20 protein-coding genes are annotated in these 19840 nt (G+C 71.6%); 11 read left to right on the top strand and 9 right to left on the bottom strand.

The window, feature by feature from the left end; translation table 11 throughout:
- Positions 1 to 142 precede the first annotated feature (142 nt).
- The 6 genes from ABZU25_RS00100 to ABZU25_RS00075 all read left to right on the top strand — a co-directional run bounded on the left by ABZU25_RS00100 (position 143) and on the right by ABZU25_RS00075 (position 6690).
- Complete coding sequence (locus ABZU25_RS00100) at positions 143 to 1405, top strand: ATP-binding protein (protein ID WP_355027093.1); 1263 nt, start codon at positions 143 to 145, stop codon at positions 1403 to 1405.
- 680 nt (positions 1406 to 2085) lie between these two features.
- Complete coding sequence (locus ABZU25_RS00095) at positions 2086 to 2847, top strand: hypothetical protein (protein ID WP_355027092.1); 762 nt, start codon at positions 2086 to 2088, stop codon at positions 2845 to 2847.
- Between the two features lie 13 nt (positions 2848 to 2860).
- Positions 2861 to 3547 (top strand): class F sortase, encoded by a 687-nt coding sequence (locus ABZU25_RS00090; RefSeq protein ID WP_355027091.1) that lies wholly within the window; start codon positions 2861 to 2863, stop codon positions 3545 to 3547.
- A 64-nt stretch (positions 3548 to 3611) separates the two neighbouring features.
- The gene (gene sigK, locus ABZU25_RS00085; RefSeq protein WP_355027090.1) at positions 3612 to 4229 is read left to right on the top strand and encodes an ECF RNA polymerase sigma factor SigK; all 618 of its coding nucleotides are present in this window, start codon (positions 3612 to 3614) and stop codon (positions 4227 to 4229) included.
- Positions 4226 to 4954 carry an anti-sigma factor gene (locus tag ABZU25_RS00080; RefSeq protein ID WP_355027089.1) on the top strand — a complete coding sequence of 243 codons (729 nt, stop codon included), beginning with the start codon at positions 4226 to 4228 and terminating at the stop codon, positions 4952 to 4954. The genes sigK and ABZU25_RS00080 overlap by 4 nt, the downstream gene beginning before the upstream one ends.
- A gap of 68 nt (positions 4955 to 5022) precedes the next feature.
- Positions 5023 to 6690 carry a serine/threonine-protein kinase gene (locus tag ABZU25_RS00075; protein ID WP_355027088.1) on the top strand — a complete coding sequence of 556 codons (1668 nt, stop codon included), beginning with the start codon at positions 5023 to 5025 and terminating at the stop codon, positions 6688 to 6690.
- Positions 6691 to 6994: 304 nt separating this feature from the next.
- Here the strand turns inward: ABZU25_RS00075 and ABZU25_RS00070 are convergent, their stop codons facing one another.
- The 3 genes from ABZU25_RS00070 to ABZU25_RS00060 form a co-directional block, all read right to left on the bottom strand.
- Entirely contained in the window at positions 6995 to 7468 is a 474-nt protein-coding gene (locus ABZU25_RS00070) for a hypothetical protein (RefSeq protein WP_355027087.1), read from the bottom strand.
- 54 nt (positions 7469 to 7522) lie between these two features.
- Positions 7523 to 7741, bottom strand: a complete 219-nt coding sequence (locus tag ABZU25_RS00065) for a hypothetical protein (RefSeq protein ID WP_355027086.1) — start codon at positions 7739 to 7741, stop codon at positions 7523 to 7525.
- A gap of 90 nt (positions 7742 to 7831) precedes the next feature.
- Positions 7832 to 8719 (bottom strand): hypothetical protein, encoded by an 888-nt coding sequence (locus tag ABZU25_RS00060; RefSeq protein WP_355027085.1) that lies wholly within the window; start codon positions 8717 to 8719, stop codon positions 7832 to 7834.
- A 211-nt stretch (positions 8720 to 8930) separates the two neighbouring features.
- On the opposite strand from ABZU25_RS00060, the gene ABZU25_RS00055 reads away from it, so the two are divergent.
- Both ABZU25_RS00055 and ABZU25_RS00050 read left to right on the top strand, forming a co-directional pair.
- Positions 8931 to 10016, top strand: a complete 1086-nt coding sequence (locus tag ABZU25_RS00055) for a Gfo/Idh/MocA family oxidoreductase (RefSeq protein WP_355027084.1) — start codon at positions 8931 to 8933, stop codon at positions 10014 to 10016.
- Positions 10017 to 10134: 118 nt separating this feature from the next.
- Entirely contained in the window at positions 10135 to 11145 is a 1011-nt protein-coding gene (locus ABZU25_RS00050; protein WP_355027083.1) for a hypothetical protein, read from the top strand.
- Between the two features lie 72 nt (positions 11146 to 11217).
- Here the strand turns inward: ABZU25_RS00050 and ABZU25_RS00045 are convergent, their stop codons facing one another.
- Both ABZU25_RS00045 and ABZU25_RS00040 read right to left on the bottom strand, forming a co-directional pair.
- The gene (locus ABZU25_RS00045; RefSeq protein ID WP_355027082.1) at positions 11218 to 11586 is read right to left on the bottom strand and encodes a hypothetical protein; all 369 of its coding nucleotides are present in this window, start codon (positions 11584 to 11586) and stop codon (positions 11218 to 11220) included.
- 201 nt (positions 11587 to 11787) lie between these two features.
- A complete protein-coding gene (locus ABZU25_RS00040) occupies positions 11788 to 12444 on the bottom strand; it encodes a 4'-phosphopantetheinyl transferase superfamily protein (protein WP_355027081.1) in 657 nt (218 codons plus the stop codon).
- 200 nt (positions 12445 to 12644) lie between these two features.
- On the opposite strand from ABZU25_RS00040, the gene ABZU25_RS00035 reads away from it, so the two are divergent.
- Positions 12645 to 12914 (top strand): hypothetical protein, encoded by a 270-nt coding sequence (locus tag ABZU25_RS00035; protein WP_355027080.1) that lies wholly within the window; start codon positions 12645 to 12647, stop codon positions 12912 to 12914.
- A 45-nt stretch (positions 12915 to 12959) separates the two neighbouring features.
- On the opposite strand, the gene ABZU25_RS00030 is transcribed toward ABZU25_RS00035, so the two are convergent.
- The 3 genes from ABZU25_RS00030 to ABZU25_RS00020 all read right to left on the bottom strand — a co-directional run bounded on the left by ABZU25_RS00030 (position 12960) and on the right by ABZU25_RS00020 (position 17043).
- Entirely contained in the window at positions 12960 to 13742 is a 783-nt protein-coding gene (locus ABZU25_RS00030) for a peptidase (RefSeq protein ID WP_355027079.1), read from the bottom strand.
- The gene (locus ABZU25_RS00025) at positions 13742 to 15022 is read right to left on the bottom strand and encodes a VWA domain-containing protein (RefSeq protein WP_355027078.1); all 1281 of its coding nucleotides are present in this window, start codon (positions 15020 to 15022) and stop codon (positions 13742 to 13744) included. Before ABZU25_RS00025 ends, ABZU25_RS00030 begins: the two co-directional genes overlap by 1 nt.
- Before the next feature lie 368 nt (positions 15023 to 15390).
- Positions 15391 to 17043 carry a phospholipid carrier-dependent glycosyltransferase gene (locus tag ABZU25_RS00020; protein WP_355027441.1) on the bottom strand — a complete coding sequence of 551 codons (1653 nt, stop codon included), beginning with the start codon at positions 17041 to 17043 and terminating at the stop codon, positions 15391 to 15393.
- Positions 17044 to 17184: 141 nt separating this feature from the next.
- On the opposite strand from ABZU25_RS00020, the gene rsmI reads away from it, so the two are divergent.
- Positions 17185 to 18033 carry a 16S rRNA (cytidine(1402)-2'-O)-methyltransferase gene (gene rsmI / locus ABZU25_RS00015; RefSeq protein ID WP_355027077.1) on the top strand — a complete coding sequence of 283 codons (849 nt, stop codon included), beginning with the start codon at positions 17185 to 17187 and terminating at the stop codon, positions 18031 to 18033.
- A 41-nt stretch (positions 18034 to 18074) separates the two neighbouring features.
- Here rsmI and ABZU25_RS00010 read toward each other — a convergent pair whose 3' ends face one another.
- Entirely contained in the window at positions 18075 to 19196 is a 1122-nt protein-coding gene (locus tag ABZU25_RS00010; RefSeq protein ID WP_355027076.1) for a hypothetical protein, read from the bottom strand.
- A gap of 158 nt (positions 19197 to 19354) precedes the next feature.
- Here ABZU25_RS00010 and ABZU25_RS00005 point away from each other — a divergent pair.
- On the top strand, positions 19355 to 19840 hold a 486-nt coding region (locus ABZU25_RS00005), incomplete at its 3' end, for a class I tRNA ligase family protein (protein WP_355027075.1).

Genomic DNA, 19840 nt, shown 5'->3' with positions numbered 1-19840 from the left:
CGCGATCTGGCACAACCGCGCCACCGGACAACCCTGTGCCGCCGCATATCGAACGTCACAGGCCCGCATACCGAACATCGCCGAGCCGCAGATCGAAAGCGTACCTGCCCGCAGATCGTAACCCCGACGGTTATCATGACTCGTGCCCACACCGCACTTGATCCCCCGCCACGCCGCCGCGCAGGTCGACGCAGCACTCGCTGACACCCGCGTCGTGCTGATCAGCGGAGCACGTCAAGCAGGCAAGAGCACCCTGGTTCGCATCGTCGCGGGCGACCGGCTCGCCGAGCGCCGCGATCTCGACCGGGCGCAGGACCGGGCTGCGGCGATCGCCGACCCGGTTGGTTTCGTGGACTCCTCCGAACTGCTGGTGATCGACGAGATCCAGCGCGCTCCGGAACTGCTGCTGGCCATCAAGGCGGCCGTCGACGAGGATGTTCGTCCCGGCCGCTATCTGCTCACCGGCTCATCGCGGCTGTTCGGCATGGTGGGTGCCCCGGACGCGCTGCCCGGCCGGATGGAAACCGTCGAGCTCTGGCCGTTCTCACAAGGTGAACTCGACGGCGAGCCGGACGGGTTCATCGACGCCGTCTTCGCGCTCGGCCCCGAACTGCGACACGAGTCGGACGTGACCCGCGCCGACTACGCGGCAAGGATCGTGCGAGGCGGCCTGCCCGAGGCCACGAACCGCGTCGACCCGCGGCGCCGCCAACGGTTCTTTGACGCGTATGTCCAAGCGCTCATCGATCGCGATGTGCGACAACTGTCCGACATCCAGCACAAGGGCGAGCTGCGCAAGTTGGTGCGCCTACTCGCCGCCAGATCCGCGACCATCATCGCCGCCAACGCCCTCGAATCCGCCCTCGGACTGAGCCGCCCGACGATCGCACGATACTTCCAGGCACTGGAAGAGATCTTCCTCATCAAGCGGATCCCCGGTTGGTCCCGAAATCTTGGCACCCGTTCAACTGCCGCGCCCAAACTGATCTTTGTCGACTCGGGCATCGCCGCCAACGAGATCGCGACCGACGCCCGCGCACTGCTCCGGCCTGGCGCATCGTTCGGCGCATTGCTCGAATCATTTGTCTTGTCCGAGCTGTCCCGCCAGCTCACCTGGTCGGAGCAGTCTGCCGACCTCTCCCACTACCGCGACCAGAGTAGGTACGAGGTCGACGCGGTGCTCGAGAACAGATCCGGGCATGTGGTCGGGATTGAGGTCAAGGCAGCTACAACCGTCGGATCCGACGACTTCCGCGGATTACGCCGACTAGCCGACCGCCTCGGCGACGACTTCATCGCCGGCATCGTCCTCTACACCGGGACCTCGACACTGCCGTTCGGCGACAGGCTCCGCGCGTTGCCGGTCAGTGCGTTGTGGCAGGTTGCCGGCCCAGGAACAGACTGACCGGGGCGGTCGCCGCCGGCGCGACGGCGCCCAGTGCGAGCACCCGAGCCGGGTCGAGGTCTTCCGGCGGCTTGTCCGTGGCGGTCCGGTGCAGCCCGTCATTGCCTTCGGGCACCGAGCCCGGCCCTGATCCTCTGCTTCGAAAGCCTGAAGTACTGGTCCAGCAGCGCCACCCTGGCCGGGAGACAGAGGCGCCGATCCGCCTACGTCTTCTGTCCCTCGATCGGCGGCGCCCGGTGCACGCCAGCGATCCTCGGCTTAGCTGCTCCGGCGCATCGGCCGACACTCGTCGCATGTTGCTGTGCGGCAGCGAGCGAACCGACGCGCGAGTGCGATGGCACCCGAGGGGACGCGGCAGGCCAGGACGCGCCGACAGCCGTTGCGTCGATCCTAGGATTTGCGCGCGAGGCGCAAGTCATGCGCCCGATCGGCGGCGATGTTTCTTGGGCCACCAGTGAAAGCAGCCTGTCGCAGGCCAGACCTGTCCTTCCGCGCGGGTCGCCAGGCGGACTGCTCAAGGCCGCAACAGCTGAGTGCTCACCTCCGGCTGGAAAGAATTCGCCCCCGGCACCAATCCGGCCGCCGCTAAGCCACGAATCCCTCCCGACCGCACCTGAGTGCAAACGCCGTACCGGCGGAGACGGAGAGCTGTTGTGAGATTGTCCCGAGCCTTGCTCACCGTGCCAGCGGCTGCGCTGATCCTCGCGTTCCCCGGCGTCGCGCACGCCGACGAGAGCGTGCAGGTTCAGTTGCAGGACCTGAACGAGACCGGCGCGACCGGCGTCGCGACGTTGACCGCGACGAGCGGCGGCGACCTGAAGGTCATGATCCGCTCGAAGGGCATGACGCCGAACTCGCCGCACGCGCAGCACGTACACGGCGCGGCCAACGGCATGGACTTCCACTGCCCGGACAAGTCCGCCGACGCGAACGGCAACGGTTACGTCAGCACCGAAGAGGGCCTGAAGATGTACGGGGACATCTTCATCTCGTTGACCACCACCGGCGACACGACAAAGGCCAGTGGCCTGGCGGTGGACCGGATGCCGACGGCCGACGCGAAGGGCAACCTCAGTTACGAGCGCACCATCGCCGCCGCCGATCTGCCCAAGGGCACGATCGAGCACCTGAAGGACCTGCACCTCGTGCAGCACGGCATCGACGCGAACAAGAACGGCAAGTACGACATGGAGGCGCTGGGGGAGTCGACGTTCGCCAAGTCGGTCGGCGTCAACGGCATCCCCGCCGAGGCCACCGACCCCGCTACGTGCGGCATGGTCAGCGGCGCGGCTGCTGGTTCCGTACCCGCGGGGGGTGTTGCCACCGGTGACGGCAGCACCTCCGGTGGATCGCCGATGGTGATGTACGCCGTGGGTGGCCTCGCGCTGCTCGGCGCCGCCGGTGCGGTCGTCGCGCGCCGCCGGCTCGCCGGTGAGCGCTGAGTCGGATCATCCGATGGACAACGGCGACGTACCTGTGCCTGCCGGCCACCGTCGAGGGCGCTACGCGCTCCCGGCGGTGGCCGGCGTCCTCACCCTGACGGCGGCCGTGACCATCGGTCTCGCGGTCGCCGGTCGCGGCGAGGAACCACCCCGACCCGACGCGTCCGCTGCGGCACCGGCCGCGAACGCGTCGCCTGTTCCTGCGACCAGTCCGGGCGAGTTGACCTCGGGACCGCTGATGGTCGGCTCGCCGCCGGTGCGGGTGTCGATCCCGTCGCTGAAGGCCGCCGCGGCGACGGTCGCCCTGGGCCTGCAGCCGGACGGGGCGATGCAGGTACCGGACAGCGCCGCCGAGGTCGGCTGGTTCACCAAGGCGCCGATGCCCGGTGCGCTCGGCCCGGCGGTGCTGGCCGGTCACGTCAACTGGAAGGGTCACCGGGGAACGTTCTTCGATCTCGCTAGGGTGAAGGTTGGGGCCGCGATCACAGTCGACCGGCAGGACGGCAGCACCGCGATGTTCACCGTCACCAAGGTCGAGCAGTATCCGAAGGACCGCTTTCCCACCGACGAGGTCTACGGTGCGACCGACCACGCCGCGCTGCGCCTGATCACCTGCGGCGGGGAGTTCGATGACAGCACGCAGCACTACCGCGACAACGTCATCGTGTACGCGCGTCTCGCCCACGCTCATCCCGCCTGATGCGCACCGTCCGCCTCCAATGGCGCGTCGAGGCGCCGCCCGCACAGGGAAGGACCTGCCGAGCATGAGCGGTGAACCGGAACAGGCGCGACGCTTGCGGTCGGTGCCGCAGGACGCCGCGAGCCCGCCGACCGCCGACGAGTTGCTCTCGCGGGTGGCGCGCGGGGACGAGGCGGCGTTCGCGGCGCTGTACGACACCATGGCGGGCCGGGTCCTCGGGCTGACCCGCCGCGTCGTGCGCGATCCGGCGCAGGCGGAGGAGGTGACGCAGGAGGTGATGGTCGAGGTGTGGCGCACCGCCGGCCGCTTCGACGCCGGTCGCGGCTCGGCCTCGGCGTGGATCCTAACGATGGCGCACCGCCGCGCCGTGGACCGGGTGCGCTCCGAGCAGTCGCACCACAACCGTGCGCGGCAGGTCGCCGCCACCGAGTCGCAGGTCCCGTACGACGAGGTGGTCGAGGGCGTCACCGCCCGCTTGGAGCGGGAGCAGGTGCGCCGGTGCCTGGGCCGGTTGACGCCGGTCCAGCGGGAGGCGGTGACCCTGGCCTACTACGGCGGCCACACCTACCGTGAGGTCGCCGAGAAGCTGAAGACACCGCTGCCGACGGTGAAGACGCGGATGCGCGACGGACTGATCCGGATGCGCGACTGCCTGGGCATCGAGATGGAGGGGCGGGCATGAGCGCCGACATTCACACCCTCGCCGGCGCGTACGCCCTGAACGCGGTCGACGAACTGGAGGGCGCGGCGTTCGAGCGGCACCTGGCCGACTGCGAGCCGTGCCGCCTGGAGGTGGCCGAGCTGCGGGAGACTGCCGTGCGGCTCGCCGACGAGACCGTCGTCGAGGCCACACCTCCGGGGCTGCGGGAGCGGACCCTGGCCCAGGTGGCCCGCACTCCGCAGCTCAGGTCGGGTGCCGGAGGCGCCAGTGCCAGGCGGCAGGCAGGCAGGTGGCGACGGATCACTGTGGCCGCCGCCGCAGCCATCCTCGTGGCCGGCGGCGCGAGCGCGGTGACCTGGACCGTGAGCAACGATCGGATCAGCGACGAGCAGGCCAGCAGTGAGCAGGCCCGGCAGATCGCCGCCGTCCTGGACGCACCGGACGCCCGGGTGTTCGAACGGTCGCTGCAGCCCGGTGGTGCCGCCACCGTGGTGGTCTCCCGCGACCGCGATCGCGGTGTGGTGCTGCTGCGTGACCTGCCCGAGGCCGGCCCCGGGCGGATCTACGAGCTCTGGCTCATCCGCGGCAGCCAACCCCGCAAGGTGGGACGGCTCGCCGAAGGTGCCAGAGCGTCGACCACGATCATCGGTCCGGTCGCCGAGGCAGGCACGTTCGGCGTGTCCAACGAGCCCGCGGGCGGCTCCGCCGCTCCCACGCGGATCGTGGGTACGGTCGAGCTGAGCTGAGCTGAACTGAACCCGCGGGCCGGCCGTCAACGACCCATCCAGGCGGCGAGCCGCTCCGAATCACTCACATGGATGACGAGCTGCTCGCCGGCCGGTACCGCCGGCTCCTGCTGATCGGCGACACCGCGACCCCCGGACGCGTCTGGCTGGCACGCGACGAAGTGCTCGACCGGCACGTGGCGCTCAGGCAGATCGCGCTACCGGGATGGGCGAGCGACGCCGAACGGTCACGGTTGCAGGAGCGCACGCTCGACGAGGTTCGTGGACTGGCCGGTCTGGATCATCCGTGCATCGTGGGAATGTGGGATGTGCTGAGCGCCGATGGGCACCTGTGGCTTGTCGTGGAGCACGTACCCTCTCGGTCCCTGTCCGAGGTGGTCGCCGCCGACGGCCCGCTCGCGCCTGCCGAGGTGGCGCGGGTCGGTCTGCACGTGCTCGCCGCACTGGGCGCCGCCCATGCGACGGGGGTCGTGCACGGGGAACTGAACCCGCAGAACGTGCTGCTCGCCGACGACGGGCGGGTCGTACTCGGCGGGTTCGGCCTGTCGATCTTCGACAGCCGTAGCCCGGCGACCGTCACCGCGCCGACCCTGTCGACGGTCCAGTACGTCGCGCCGGAGCGCGCCCGCGACGGCAGGTCCACCCCCGCCACCGACCTGTGGGCCCTGGGCGCGACCCTCTACCTGGCTGCGGAGGGCCGCCCGCCGTGGAGTCGGTCCACGACCCTGGCCACGCTCGCTGCCCTGGCCACCGAGACGCCCGACCGGATGACCGTTCTGCCGCTCGAACCCACGATCACGGGTCTGCTGCTCCGCAACCCCCGCCAACGTCTGTCCGCGCAGGAGGCCCGCGACCAGCTCGAACAGGTGGCCGCGGCGACAGTACCCATCGAGCCCGTGTCGGCGCGCCGACGGCACCGCTGGCGGCGCGTTCCCGCCACCCTCCGTCGCTGGCCGGGAGTCGCCACCCCGGCCTTCCCGGTCGCGCAGGGCGGAACCGACACCACTGTCATTCGAGTCCGGGCGTCAGCCCCTCGCGACCGGACGACCGGTTGGGCGTTCGCTGGCGCCGTGGTGGGCCTGTTGGCGGTCGTGGCCGTCGTCGTCACGGCAACCGGCGTCGTGATCGGCGGCCTGCGCGGTCAAGACGGCACGCCGGCCGCCGAACCAGGCGGTGCGGCGGCCGGCGGGATGGAGACGACCGCTGCGGCACCACCCGCCCACCTTTGCCTGAGCGATGCCGCCTCCAGCGAGGCTGAGCCTCTGCAGGAGTCCACCGGGCCGCTGCCGTACGCCCTGCCGGACGGGTGGGCGTGGCATCAGGACACCGCCGGCTTCCTATTGGCGGTGCCCGTGGGGTGGACTCGGCACACCGAGGGCGAAACGGTCTGCCTCCGCGACCCTGCCGAGGTGCGGGCCGTCGCCGTCGACCTCGCCGCCGAAGTGTCCTCCGTACCGTCAAAGCGGTGGGAAACCGCGGAGCGCGACGTGCTGAAAACCGGGGCGCTGCCCGGTTACCAGAAGATCAGCATCGGGCCGGTCATCCGCCCGGGTGGTGCGGCGGAGTGGGAGTACACCTGCGACCAGGCCAGCGGTGCCCGGCTGCACGCCCGCCGGCTGCTCGTCAACGAGAGCAAGAGCCGCGCCTACAGCCTGTCCTGGATCACCCAGGACAGGCTGTGGAACGAGACCGAGCCCTTCCAACGACTGGCCTTCGCGAGCTTCCGCCTCAACTAACGTGGCGAATATCCGCGCCGGTGACCATCCGCCCTGTCGGGCAGCTAGCTTGGTGGGCGCTGTGCCGAGGTCGAGGACCACCGCGGCCACGGGTAGGCGCCGGTGTAGCCGGACAGCTGCGGACGCGGCGAAGGGTGCTCACCATCCGCTGTGGCTGCCCGCCATCTCGATGTGCCCGTGAGCGATATACCTCAGAGGTATGAATATGACTCTGCGGTATACCGGTCTTTACCGCATCCGCCTTCCCCGGAGGTGACCGACGGTCGCCGAGCCGCCGGCCGAGTCAGGGTGAGGAATCACGCGTCTAGCAGAACCGCTCGGTCGTCACGGGTATCAGACCGTGCTGGCGCAGGACGGCCGTCAGGTCGGACAGGGTCGAACCCACCCCGTCGTCGTCGGCGGCGCCCAGCAGGACTGTCACGTCGAGAGCCCAGGCACGTGTGTGGCCGACCCGTCGTAGCTCCCAGCTGAACTGGTCGCCGTCCTTCGCCAGGTGGCCGCTGGCGGCTGACGCGCTCGTGCCGTCGACCGGCGTACGCCAGTTCGCCCGGAGGTTCGTCACCTGGGCCGCGCTCAGATCCTTGGCGAAGAGGACGCGGTAGACGCGCCGTTCGTGGCAGCCGTCCGGCGGTTGTGTGGGGCCGAGCCGCAGTGGCGCGGCGGTCGCGATCGGTTGGTGGGTGAGGAAGTACGAGCGCAGCACCGTGTCGTCGGGCAGTTGCCCGCCACCGAGCGTGCGGTAGTGGCGCTCGGCCTCGACGCGAGAGGTGGGAATCACCCGGGCGAGGGTTTCCGGGTCGGTGCGGATGCCCCGGCTGAGTGCGGCGGAACTTCACCAGCCGGCGGTGGGCGTCCAGCCCGCGCTGTGCAGGCCCGTGCTGACGTGGTCGTGCTCGCGGGTGAACTCCTCGACGACGAGCCCGCCGACCGCGCTGGTCGGGTCAGGGTCACCGGGTCGAGGCAGGACCAGGTAGTAGTCCAGCGGGGACGGTGACTGGTTGGCCGTAGTGACCGCCGGGCGAGGCACGGCGTGCACGGGGTGGGCAACCATCGGTGACATCTTTCGTCGTGCTTCCGTCGCGGACCCGGCAACCGTAGCGCCTGGCGGCCGGGCCGTGCCCGGCCGCCAGGCGTCGACGGGTCAGGAACGGGTGAGCTTCACGACCGAGGTGTCGCTCACGTTGACGTACTCGTCGTATTCGGTGTCGTAGCCGCTGGCCCGGGTGATGGCCTCGGCCAGGCCCTTGGCGAACGGGGTGGTGCCGGTCGGGACGGCCGCGGCCGTCCACTGCGTCGGGCTGCCCGGGGTGCAGGTCACCTGGGTGGAGAAGTTGCCGCGGACCAGCACCTTCCTGACGATCTGGGTGACCGTGCCGTCCAGCGACACCGAGGTGGGCTGGTTGCAGGTCACAGTGCCGTGCAGGACCGCGTTGCCGTTCACCCGGTTGGCGATGCCGTTGGTCGCCACCCCGATTTCGAGGTCCAGCGGCTCGGGCGGCGCCGGGTTGGCGATGTGCACCTCGCCGCGAGCAGCCGCCGTCCCGCCCTCGCAGTGCTGCTCGAAGGTGGCGTCGAAGGTCTGCACGTAGCCGTTGGGGCCGAACACCGCGTTGGTGATCGTGAAGGTGCCGGTCAGCTCGTTGCAGCCCCGCCCGTTGCCGGACAGGTCGAGGCCGGGGCCGGCCCCGTTGAACGGGTATCGGGTCGCTGCCGTGTAGGTGCCCGGAGCCAGTGCCGCGGTGCCGGGCGCGTCGAAGTTCAGTGACCACCAGTCGCCGTTGTAACCGCTGATGTTTACCGACACGCGGCTGTTGTCGACCGCGCCATTCGTCGTGAGTTGGTCGCCGTCGTCGGTGGAGTACGAGTAGGAGTCGCCACCGGTGATGTAGTCACCGGGGTCGCCGCTGAAGGAGACCGATCCGGACTCCACGGTCTGCGCCTGTGCGGGCGCCGCCAGGACCAACCCACCCGCCACACCTACGATCGACAGGGCGGCCGCGAGTGCCGCCCTACGCCAGGATCCCTGCATCCCCGTTCCTCTCTGAAGCGAGACAGCCACGCGGGCCGGTGCCCGATGGTTGCTGTCGGCCAATTACCGCACGAATCGATTGTCGTCGTCGGCCGGGGCGACAGATCGTACAAAGTGGAGCGTGCCGCGCCAGCCGCCCGTACGGTCCGAAGCCGGCGGGCCAGGCGAGGACCGGGCGGCTAGCATCCGGGTCTCGACGTGAGGAGCCCAGATGACAGCGACGGCCCAGACCCGGTTCGGCATCGTCGGCAGTGGCTGGCGGGGTGAGTTCTTCCTTCGCCTGGCCCGGCTCCTACCGGAGCGGCTCCGGGTGACCGGGGTGGTCACGCGTACCGAATCGCGCGGTGCGGTGGTGGCGGCCGAATGGGGCGTGCCGACCTTCCGCACGACGACCGACCTGCTCGCCCACGAGCGACCGGACTTCGTCATCGTGTCGGTGCCCTGGCCCGTGACGCCCGACGCGACCCGCGAGCTGGTCGCGGCCGGCGTACCGGTGCTCGCCGAAACGCCGCCCGCCCCCGACCTGGCGGGGTTGCTGTCGCTCTGGGCCGACGTCGGCGCCAGCGGTCTGGTGCAGGTCGCCGAGCAGTACCTGCTGATGCCCGGGCACGCGGCCCGGCTGGGGTTGGTCCGCGCCGGGGTGCTCGGCGAGCCGACCTCGGTCCAGCTCTCCTCGACGCACCTCTACCACGCCGTCTCCCTGATCCGTGGCCTGCTCGGCGTCGGCTTCGACGCCGCCGAGGTCAGCGCGCGCGCCTTCGTCGCACCGCTGGCCGACCCGCTGTCGCCGACCGGTTGGCGGGGCGACAGCACCCCGCAGCAGCTCACCACCACCCTCGCGACAATCGACTTCGGTGGGCGGATGGGCCTGTACGACTTCACCGACAACCAGTGGTGGAATCCGCTGCGCGCCCGCCGGCTGGTGGTCCGGGGATCACTCGGCGAGTTGGTGGACGACCGGGTCGTCCGCCTGGTCGACCCGCAGACCCCTGTGGAGTCGTCCCTGGTGCGCCGCCAGACCGGGCTCGACCTGAACCTGGAAGGGCTGGACCTTAAGCACATCAGCTTCGACGGCGACGTCGTCTATCGCAACCCGTTCGTCGGCAGCGGAATGTCCGACGACGACATCGCCGTGGCGGACATCGTCGCCCGCACCGGCGCGTGGGCGCGCGAGGAGAGCCCGGCACCATACCCGCTGGCCGAGGCGTGTCAGGACCATCTGATCAGCCTCGCCATCGAAGAATCGGTACGCACCGGCCGGCCCGTCGTGGCCGCAGCTCAACCGTGGGCACCGTAGGCCAGTCCGATTCCGCTGCTGTCCCCTCCCCGACACCCCGCAACCGTGCGGGCCGCTGCGGCGTGAGACAGGTAGTAATCGGCGCCCGGGATCACCCTGGCCTACACGGGGAGTAAAGATGACTCAGACCGCTCGACGGACGCTGGCCGGCATCACCGCCGCCGGACTGCTGACCACCGCTCTCGGTGTCGCTGTCTCCGCGCCGGCAACCGCCGCGCCCGGCGGCTCGGCCCTCGGCGCCTGCCGGATCAGCACGCTGCCGTACCCGACCGACACCTACCGGGCCGGTGCGAACGTCATCGATCCGTCCGGCCGCTTCATCGCCGGCGACGGACTGCGCAAGACGGAGAGCGGCAACCAGTACCTGCTGCTGGTCTGGGACGGGCAGCGGCTCACCGAGGTCGCGACACCGCGCCAGGTCGAGGCGGTCGACGCCAACGCCGACGGGGTCGTCATCGGCAACGGCACGGTCGCCGGGGGCATCGCCCAGCCGTGGCGGTACCGCAACGGCCGGATCGAGCAGTTGCCGGTGGTGCCGTCCGCGGGCATCGGTGTCACCGCCATCAACAAGGCCGGCGACATCGTCGGCCACGGCACGGACGCCGCCACCGGGGAGTTCTTCGCGCTGCGCTGGCCGGCGGCCCGGCCGGGTACGGTCGAGGTGCTCGACGCGCCGGCCAACGCCATGCCGACCGGGATCACGGCGAACGGGACCATCGTCGGTGTCGCCGGTGACTTCGGTTACTGGACGAGCTGGGTCCGGCGGCCGAACGGCCGATTCGACGCACTGACGGCCCCTGGCGCGCAGACGAGCGTTGTCGGGCCGGCGGCTGGGCACTGGGCGGCCGGTCGGGTCGACCTGGGCGGCCTCAACCCGCTCAAGGTGCGGTGGGACCTGCGGAACGGCTCGTACACGGCGCTCGACCAGCAGTTGGCGTTGTTGGAGGACATCAACGTCAGGGGTGTCGTCGTGGGCGGCGACCGGGTCGCGCGCGGTGCCACCTCCCGGGTTCTGCCGGGTGCCAGCGACGGGGTCGGCGTTGGTGCCGAGTCCATCTCCGACACGGGCACCATCGTCGGGTTCCGCAACGGGGAGCGCCTCACCCCGGTGCGCTGGACGGGCTGCTGACCCGGCCGGCGACGGCACCCGCGGACAACCGAAGCGGGCGAGCATCCGAAAAGGATGCTCGCCCGCTGGGCGTCACGACTTCCCGGAGCCGGTGGTTCCGATCGCGTTGGTGCTTGTGTGCTCGGGCCGGCTGGTGCCGATGACGACCGCCACGATGCCGCCCGCGCAGCAGAGCAGGGTGAGCACCGCCGCGGTGACCGCCACGACCACCGCTGTCGTCTTGGCGGCGTTCGTCTGCGCCGTCGCCGGAGCGACGAGCGGATAGCCCGGCAGGCCCGTCACCGGGAATCCGCCGCCAGCGCCCGGGTGCCCGCCGCCAGCTGTCGGGTACGCGGCTCCCGAGAACGGTGGCTGCGGTGTCGCCGCGAACCGGTGGGTCGGCGGTGCCGCGTTCGGCTGCTGGCGATGGTGCGGCCCGACGGGGGGCTGGGGGTGGGTCACCGTACTCCTTGACGCCTCGGTACGTGCGGTTCGAGAACTCCATCGACGCTACCGTGCGTGGCTGATGGCCCGGTCGCCGCGCCGGAGCGCTCCCTACCGGTGGCGATGGCCCGCCCACCCGGCCAGCCTGGACGGGCCGGCCCGATCGGCGGGCCAGTGTGGACCCGGTGGCCCACCCGTCGCTTCGGGTGACTGCGGAGATCAGCGAAGGGACAGTACGGCGGCGGTGCGGACCAACCCGTCGGCGACCACGAACCGACCGGTGATCACTGCGGGCGGGTCGTCGACCTCCGCCTCGTTGACCCGGCCCGGCGCGATCCGGGCCGTGAACGTGCCAGCGTCCGGATCGATGTCGAGTCGGGCGTCCTGGAAATCCAACCAGCTCCCGACGACCGGATGCCAGACCTTGTAGACGGTCTCCTTGGCACTGAACAGCACGATCGGCCAGAAGACGTCGCCGGGCAGCCGTGCGCAGTCGGCCTCCTCCTCGGGCAGCAGCACGAGTCGGCGTACTCCCGGACTGATCTCGCGGTGTTGCTCGGCGTCCATGCCGACGGACCTGATGTCGGCGGTGCGCGCCGCCGCGGCGGCGCAGTAGCCGGCGGTGTGGGTGATGGTGCCGACCACCCCCGCCGGCCAGACCGGCGCCCGGTCGGCGGCGGTCGGCACGGCGGTCGGTGGCAGGCCAAGCTCGGTCAACGCCCGGCGGGCGCAGACCCGACCGGCTGTGAAGTCCCTCCGACGGGTCTGCACGGCCTGATCGCTGAGGCACGCCTGCTCGGCGGCGAGTAGTTCGCCGACCCAGTCGTCCGGCCCGGCGACGGCCACCGCGACCGTCGATGGCAACAGGTCACGCATGGCGCTGGCTTACCCGTCGGTAGGGATGGAGCATCGGGTCAACCGTCAAATTTCCGACTCCCACAACCGGAGAAGGTACCGCAAGGATGTAACACCGGAGGGCCGCGCAGGCCCTCTCTGATGGCTCCGGGGGGACCACCATCGAACCCTGGCCGGGCACCGCTGCTGGCCAGTCCCGTGGACATCTGGAAGGACGTGCGATGACCGATGGTGCCGAACGGCCGGGGGTGCGGGCCGATGATCACGCCCCGAAAACCCCCTGCTGGAGCTGCGGCTCCTGCGGTGACGAGTGGCCGTGCGAGACGAAACGCAGCAGGTTGTTGGCCGAGTACGGAAGTGACAGGGCGATGCTCAGCGTCTATCTGGGCTCCTGCCTCGCCGCCGCCACGGAGGATCTGCGCACCGCCCCGGTGATGTCGCTTCAGGACCGGTTCATCGGCTGGCTGCCACGCGGCCCTCGGCGCGGCTGAACCGCTGGTGGCCCCGCCGTCGGGCGGGGCCACCAGCGGGGCCGGTCAGCGGCGCCGGGGCCGCCAGGTCACCGCGAAGCCCACCACTCCGGCCACCGCGGCGAGCGCGCCGCCGATGCCGGTCCAGACCCAACGCGAGCCGAGATCAGGCAACCAGTCCGCGAGCGGGTCGCCCTCGTCGTCGGCCTCCGGGTCCGCCGGGGGTACGGCGTTGAGCACAGTGCCCGCCTTGGTGTTCGGCACCAGCGGTGCTGCCAACTCACCGTCGTCAGCCGAGGCGCCCCGATCAGCGATGGTGCCGACCAGCAGGTCCACGTCGATCGGTGCGCCCAGATCCGGCTCCGGCAGGTCGATCACGGAGAGCCGGACGACGTACGAGCCGGGCAGCGGGTCGGCCGACCAGGGCTCGGCCCACGGCCGCACCTCGCGCAGCGTGCAGCCCAGCGCGACGCTCGTCGCTGTCGCGTCCACGGTCGGGGTCTGCGCCCCGGCGGTGCACGCCTGACGCCGACGCAGCCCGTCGAAGACGTCGACAGTCCAGGTGGATGCGCCGCTGCGCCCCTTCGGGAAGGTGACGGTGGCGCTGATCTCCTGCACCTGACCGGCGGTCGCCGGGAACGACCAGTAGAGGTGGTCGCCGATCGAGGCGTCCACCCGCACCGGTTGTCCGGCGGAGATCGGGGTGGCGCTGAGGAACGACGTGCCGGCCCGGTTCACCGGCGTGGCTCCGGGGGAGGGGGTTGGTGCGGCGACGGCCGTGGCGGGGAGCAGCGCGGCCCCGCTGGCAGCGAGCAGCGCCGCCAGCGAACGCAACAGTGCGGTACGCATCAGTTCTCCCTCCAGGTGGCGACCCACCAGCGGGTGAGCAGCCCGGCGAGCAGGCCGGTGAGCAGCCCGGCGATGGTGAGCAGGGCGAGCAGCACCCAACCTCGGCCGAGGTCTGGTCCGTTCGGGGCGGGTGCGGCGGCGACCACGTCGATGGTCAACTCCACCGGCAGGCCCGGTGTCGCCGCGGTGCCGGGGCGTGGGGCGAACGAGTTGCTCACCACCAGGCAGACGGTGGTGGGCTCGACGACCGGTGTGGCGGTCTCCTCGGTTCGCGCGTCCTCGTCGTCGGCGGTGGCGGACCAGCGCAGCCCGGCGGAGAGCACGTCGGCTCGCCCGCTGCCGGCGTCCGCGCCGCGGACCAGTTCCCGGCCGTCCGCCGCGGTGGCCCGCAGCAGCACCCCGTAGTCGCGGTTGACGGGCCGGTCCAGCGCCATGCTCACCGACGCCCGAAGCTCCTGCCCGGGGCGTACCGGCACCCGGTAGTAGCGATGCTCGGAGAACGCCTCCCGGTCGGCGTAGACGCCGGGGGCGAGTAGTGGCGCGGAGTCGCAGGCGTTCGCGCCGCCGACGACTGTCGGCGCCCGGGTGTTGGTGTCGCCGGCCCGCTCGATGAGCTGCTTGATCCGGCCGGTCAGCTCCTCGGCGCTCTGGGCGGCGGTGTAGGTGCCGCCGGTCGCGCTGGCGATGCAGAGCAGTTGTCGCCGGACCTTCTCGTCGGGGGCCAGGCCGAGGGTGTCGACGACCAGGCTGGTGCCCTGGGCGGCAAGTTCCCGGGCCACCTCGCACGGGTCCGGCGGGGCGCAGGTGTCCTCGCCGTCGGTGATCAGCACGATCCGTCGGGTGGTGGCACCGGTGCCCAGGTCCTGTGCGGCCGAGCGCAGTGCGAGGCCGACCGGTGTGAACCCGGTCGGCCGTAGCGTCGCCACCGCGCCCTTGGCCGCGGATCGGTCCACCGGACCGACCGGCACGATCTGCTGGGTGTCCTGGCAGCCGACCTTCTTGTCCTTGCCGCGGTAGGTCGCACCGAGCACCCGGATGCCGAGTTGGGTGTCCTCCGGCAGCGCGTCCACCACCTCGTTGAAGGCCTGCTGGGCGACCGAGATCCGGCTGCGTCCGTCGATGTCGGCGGCGCGCATCGAGCCGCTGACGTCGAGGACCAGCTCAACCCGGGGAGGCTCGGGCACCGGCTCCTCGTCGGCCTGCGCCGGGACCGGCCCGGCCAGCGCGGTGGTCGCCAACAGTCCGAGAAGGACAGCCGCCGATCGTTTGAAGTTGATCACGGCCCGCAGTGTAGTGAGATCCACTTTGGATGATCACGTGGGCTGGCGCGGGTTCCGGTCCTGCCGTTCCCGTGCGGAGTCGACGAGCACCGCTGGCGGGCAGCCGTCGCGCGCTGCGTCCACGCCGGGTCACCCACTGTCAACTACTCGATGGCAAGAGTCGGCCCGGAGCGCCATCGGTCGGAAATCTGACTTAAGTTGACCCGTTGTGCCGGTGGTGTGCGGTGGTTAAGCTCTTCATGCGCGCCCCAATCGCCCGCTTCCCCCGTGGCAGGCGATCGGGGCGCGCGTCTATGTCAGAAGGGCCCGCACGCTTCGGCGTGCGGGCCCTTCTCCGTCGCGCTGTGCGGCGCGTCGCCTGTCGGTGCTTATATCCACCGGCCGTCAAGCCACATTCGGGACAACCAGTCCGAATACGGGATGAGCTTGCCGACGAAGATCGGATAGAAGTACGCGAAGCAGAGCGCCACCAGCAGCACGTACGCCCCGGCCGCGACGCTGCCCACCAGTCGGCGCTCGTAACTCGGGTCACCGGGCACCAGCGGCGCCACAGTGCCCACCTCACCACCGGCGGGAGCGATCAGCACGCCCAGCACGTACACCACGGCCAGCACCAGGAAGGGCAGCGCCGGCGCGGCGTAGAACGAGAACATCGTCCGGCCGTCGAGGGCGAACCAGAACCACGGCAGCAGCCCGGCGGCCACGCTGAGCAGGATCGCGCCGGCCCGCCAGTCCCGACGGGCCACGCCCAGCCAGGCCAGCGCCACCAGGGCGGGCAGGAACGACCACCAGAGCAGCGGGGTGCCCAGCAGCAGGATCTCGGAGGCGCAGGTCGGCGCGCCGCAGGCACCGTCGCCGGACCAGTGGAACGCCACCGGCCGGCCCAACAGCAACCACTGCCAGGGCCAGGACTGGTACTTGTGCGCGTCGTCGAGCTGGGCGTGGAAGCCGTACGCCGCGCGGTGGTACTCGAAGAGGTTGATCAGCGGGCCGATCACCGGGCGGTCGCTGAGCGGGGCGCTCGGGTAGGCCGACGCGAGCCGGTAGTAGCCGTCGTCGGTGATCAGCCAGCCCGACCAGGTGGCGAGATAGGTGCCCACCACGAGCACGCCGGCCAGCACCAACCAGGGCAGCTCGTCGAGCAGGGCGTCCCGCCAGGGTCGGCGGACCCCCGCCGAGCGGCGGACGCCGACCTCCCAGAGGAGGACCAGCAGGGCGAAGGCCGGTACGAAGTACAGAGCGCTCCACTTCACCGCGCAGGCGCAGCCGATCAAGACGCCGGCTGCCAACCGCCACCACGGCCAGGTGCGCCAACCGGTCGGCGGTCGGCCGGCCCGGCCCGGTTGGCTCGGGTCGAGCCCGTCGTCCAGCGCCCGCGCCCAGCGGCGACGGCGGGCGTCCCGATCGAGCACCAACGCGCCGAACGCGGCAAGCACGAAGAAGAGCAGGAAGATGTCGAGCAGCGCTGCCCGGGACAGCACCAGGTGGAAGCCGTCCAGGGCGAGCAGCAGGCCGGCGGCGCAGCCGAGCACCGTCGAGCGGAACATCCGCCGACCGATGCGGATCAGCAGCAACACCGACAGGGTGCCGACCACGGCCGCCGAGAACCGCCAGCCGAACTCCGGCGCGGTGGTCATCAGGTGCCCGGGGACGGACACCTTCGAGTCGGCGTCCTGATAGCCGAAGGCCCACTCGCCGAGGCCGATCAGCCACTTGCCCAGCGGTGGGTGCACGACGTACGACGGGCCGTTGTCCTTGTAGTTCCACTCCACACCACGGGAGATCAGCCCGTAGCCGTCCTTGGCGTAGTACGTCTCGTCGAAGATCTTGCCCTTCGGGCTGGACAGCCCGACGAAACGCAGGATCGCCGCGATGACCACCACCACTGCCGTGGCCAGCCAGGAGAACCGGTCCACCTGGGTGTCGACGGTGGCGAACCGTCGTCGGATCTGGGCGGGCACGCCGCCGTCACCGGTGGGCGGTGCCGTGGGCTCCTGGTCGGGGCTGGGCTCGCCCGTCACCTCGACCAGCTTGGCAGGATCGGCGCTCGGGCTCTGCGCTGTCGACGCACTCGTCACCCGGCGATCGTAGGCTGCCAAGGTGCTCGGTGGCGCCCGTCGTCCCCGATACCGGTACTCGCTGTCGATGAAGGAGACGAATTCGTGGGTGAAATGTCCGAAGTTGGGCGCCTGATCCTGCTCGGTGCCCCACTCGGCAACCCCGCCGACGCCTCGGCCCGATTTCGGGAGGTGCTGATCAGTGCCGACGTGGTCGCGGCCGAGGACACGCGCCGGCTCACCCGGCTGGCCCGCGACCTAGACCTCACCGTCGGCGGTCGGATCGTCTCCTACTTCGAGGGCAACGAGGAGCGGCGTACGCCCGAGCTGGTCGAGGTCATCCTCGGCGGATACGTGGTGGCCCTGGTCACCGACGGGGGGATGCCGAGCGTCTCCGACCCCGGCTACCGGCTGGTCCGGGCCGCGTTGGACGTCGGGGCGCCGGTCACCGTCGCTCCCGGGCCCAGCGCCGTCACCACCGCGCTGGCGGTGTCCGGGCTGCCCTGCGACCGGTTCTGCTTCGAGGGCTTCCTACCCCGTACCCCCGGTGCCCGCCGCACCCGGCTGCGCGCCCTCGCCGCCGAGGAGCGCACGCTTGTCTTCTTCGAAGCCCCGCACCGGATCGGCGCGGCGCTCACCGACCTGGCCGACACGTTCGGCGCGGATCGGCCGGCCGCGCTCTGCCGTGAGCTCACCAAGACCTATGAGGAGGTGCTCCGCCGTCCCCTCGGCGAGTTGGCCCGGTGGGCCGCCGAGGGAAACCCGCGCGGTGAGATCACCCTGGTGGTGGCCGGTGCGCCGGTGACCGCCCCGGAGCGCCCCGACGACGACACCCTGCGCGCGGCGGTCGCCGAGCGGGAGGCCGGCGGCCGGTCCCGCCGCGACGCCATCACCGACGTCGCCACCGAGTACGCGCTGCGCCGCCGGGACGTCTACACGATCGTGCACAGCTGACCGAGGCTCCCGGCCGTGCTGGGGCGCACCAGGCGGCGGAATCACCAGGCGGCGGCCAGGAAGCCGACGGTGATCAACACCGGGCCGGTGACGGCGACCGCCACGGCCCAGCGGCGGTGCCGGCGGCCGGGCAGCCGGGCCGACCCGGTCCACCGCACGATGCCGGCGGTGCAGCCCAGCACCACCAGCAGGCCGGGCAGCCAGCGCAGGTGCCGGACCACTCCGGTGTCCGCGTACGCGGTGTCGCCGTCCCGGCCGGTCATCCGCGCCGGTAGCGGTGTGCCGGTCGCGTCCGCTCCGGCGGGTACGCCGCTGACCCGTACGCCGTGCGCGACGAACCGCCCGTCCTGCGCCGTGAAGATTCCCCGGCACCGCTGGGTGAGCCCGCCGCCGGTGCACTCGGCGATCACCACCGTGCCCGCCCGCGCGTGCCCGACCGCCAGCCAGAACGGGCCGGCGCTGACCCAGGCGAAGAAGGCCGTGACCAGGGCCAGCGCCACCAGCGCGGCGAGCCCGGGCAGGGGATCCGGCGGTGGGACGCCACGGCTCGGCGCGCGACGCCGCGCCAGGCGTGAGCCGCGGTCGCGCTCCGGCGACGGCTCCTCCCGGACCGGGGTGCCGTCCCAGTGCACCTGCTCGATCGGCGCCCAGAAGGCGCCGTCGTCGTCCGGTTGGTCACCGTCGGGCCGGCGGTCCCGCTGCCGGCCGCTCTGCTGTCGGACGGGCACCCGACTCGGCACCGCGTCCACCGGCGCCCCGGTGGTCGGCTCCACCTCGACAGCCTCCGCGCCGACCGGCGGGACCGGCGGGCCAGGTCGGGCCGGGCTGGGTACGGGTGCCGCCGGGGTCGGACGGACCGGGGTGGGCGTCGGCGCGGCCGGCGTGGGCCGGGCCGGGGTGGCGGCGAGGTTCGTGGGCTCGGCACGCCTCGGCGCTGCCGCCCGTCCGGACGGCGCGGGCCGTTGTTCCGCTGGCCGGTCGGCGGCCGGGCCCGGTCGTGGGGCCGGGCTCGGTCGCGGCGCGGAGGTCGGGTCGACACCGGGCACCGGCCGGGGCTGGGGCGCGATCCCGGCGCCGCGGGGCGCTGCCGGTTCGGGGTCGCCGCCGACCGTCGGGTCGGTGGGACGGTCCTCGTGGTCCCGCGCCGCTCGTCTGCCAGTCACGAGGTTCATTGCACACCGGCCAGGAGGGCGTATCGGGCAGTTGAGCCGCGTGTCGGCGACAAATCGGACCATTGGGCGGGGTGGTCGGCCCGGTCCGCCGGCCCGGCACCCCCCATTGGTTCGCGGTCGCCCCGGACGGGTCACTAGGCTTGCTGCTCATGAGTCACGTTCTCGCGGCAGTGGCCTGGCCGTACGCCAACGGCCCCCGCCACATCGGCCACGTCTCCGGTTTCGGCGTTCCCTCCGACGTCTTCGCCCGGTACATGCGGATGGCCGGCCACGACGTGCTCATGGTCTCCGGCACCGACGAGCACGGCACCCCGATCCAGGTGCAGGCCGACGCCGACGGGGTGACCCCGCGCGAGCTGGCCGACCGGTACAACAGGGTGATCGTCGAGGACCTGCACGGCCTCGGTCTCTCGTACGACCTGTTCACCCGCACCACCACCCGCAACCACTACGCGGTGGTGCAGGAGCTGTTCGAGGGGATGTACCGCAACGGCTACATCGTGCCGAAGACCACCATGGGCGCGATCTCGCCGTCCACCGGGCGCACCCTGCCCGACCGCTACATCGAGGGCACCTGCCCGATCTGCGGATACGACAGCGCGCGCGGCGACCAGTGCGACAACTGCGGCAACCAG

It is taken from the genome of Micromonospora sp. NPDC005215 (assembly GCF_040607915.1).
Classification (GTDB): domain Bacteria; phylum Actinomycetota; class Actinomycetes; order Mycobacteriales; family Micromonosporaceae; genus Micromonospora.
Note: the sequence above shows the minus strand (reverse complement) of the source record. Positions and strands in the feature narration are given on the sequence as shown.

Coding starts and splice junctions, on each gene's coding strand:
- ABZU25_RS00090 (WP_355027091.1), top strand. CDS start 2,861: ATGGACAACGGCGACGTACCTGTGCCTGCCGGCCACCGTCGAGGGCGC.
- sigK (WP_355027090.1), top strand. CDS start 3,612: ATGAGCGGTGAACCGGAACAGGCGCGACGCTTGCGGTCGGTGCCGCAG.
- ABZU25_RS00080 (WP_355027089.1), top strand. CDS start 4,226: ATGAGCGCCGACATTCACACCCTCGCCGGCGCGTACGCCCTGAACGCG.
- ABZU25_RS00075 (WP_355027088.1), top strand. CDS start 5,023: ATGGATGACGAGCTGCTCGCCGGCCGGTACCGCCGGCTCCTGCTGATC.
- ABZU25_RS00065 (WP_355027086.1), bottom strand. CDS start 7,741: ATGGTTGCCCACCCCGTGCACGCCGTGCCTCGCCCGGCGGTCACTACG.
- ABZU25_RS00060 (WP_355027085.1), bottom strand. CDS start 8,719: ATGCAGGGATCCTGGCGTAGGGCGGCACTCGCGGCCGCCCTGTCGATC.
- ABZU25_RS00055 (WP_355027084.1), top strand. CDS start 8,931: ATGACAGCGACGGCCCAGACCCGGTTCGGCATCGTCGGCAGTGGCTGG.
- ABZU25_RS00050 (WP_355027083.1), top strand. CDS start 10,135: ATGACTCAGACCGCTCGACGGACGCTGGCCGGCATCACCGCCGCCGGA.
- ABZU25_RS00040 (WP_355027081.1), bottom strand. CDS start 12,444: ATGCGTGACCTGTTGCCATCGACGGTCGCGGTGGCCGTCGCCGGGCCG.
- ABZU25_RS00035 (WP_355027080.1), top strand. CDS start 12,645: ATGACCGATGGTGCCGAACGGCCGGGGGTGCGGGCCGATGATCACGCC.
- ABZU25_RS00030 (WP_355027079.1), bottom strand. CDS start 13,742: ATGCGTACCGCACTGTTGCGTTCGCTGGCGGCGCTGCTCGCTGCCAGC.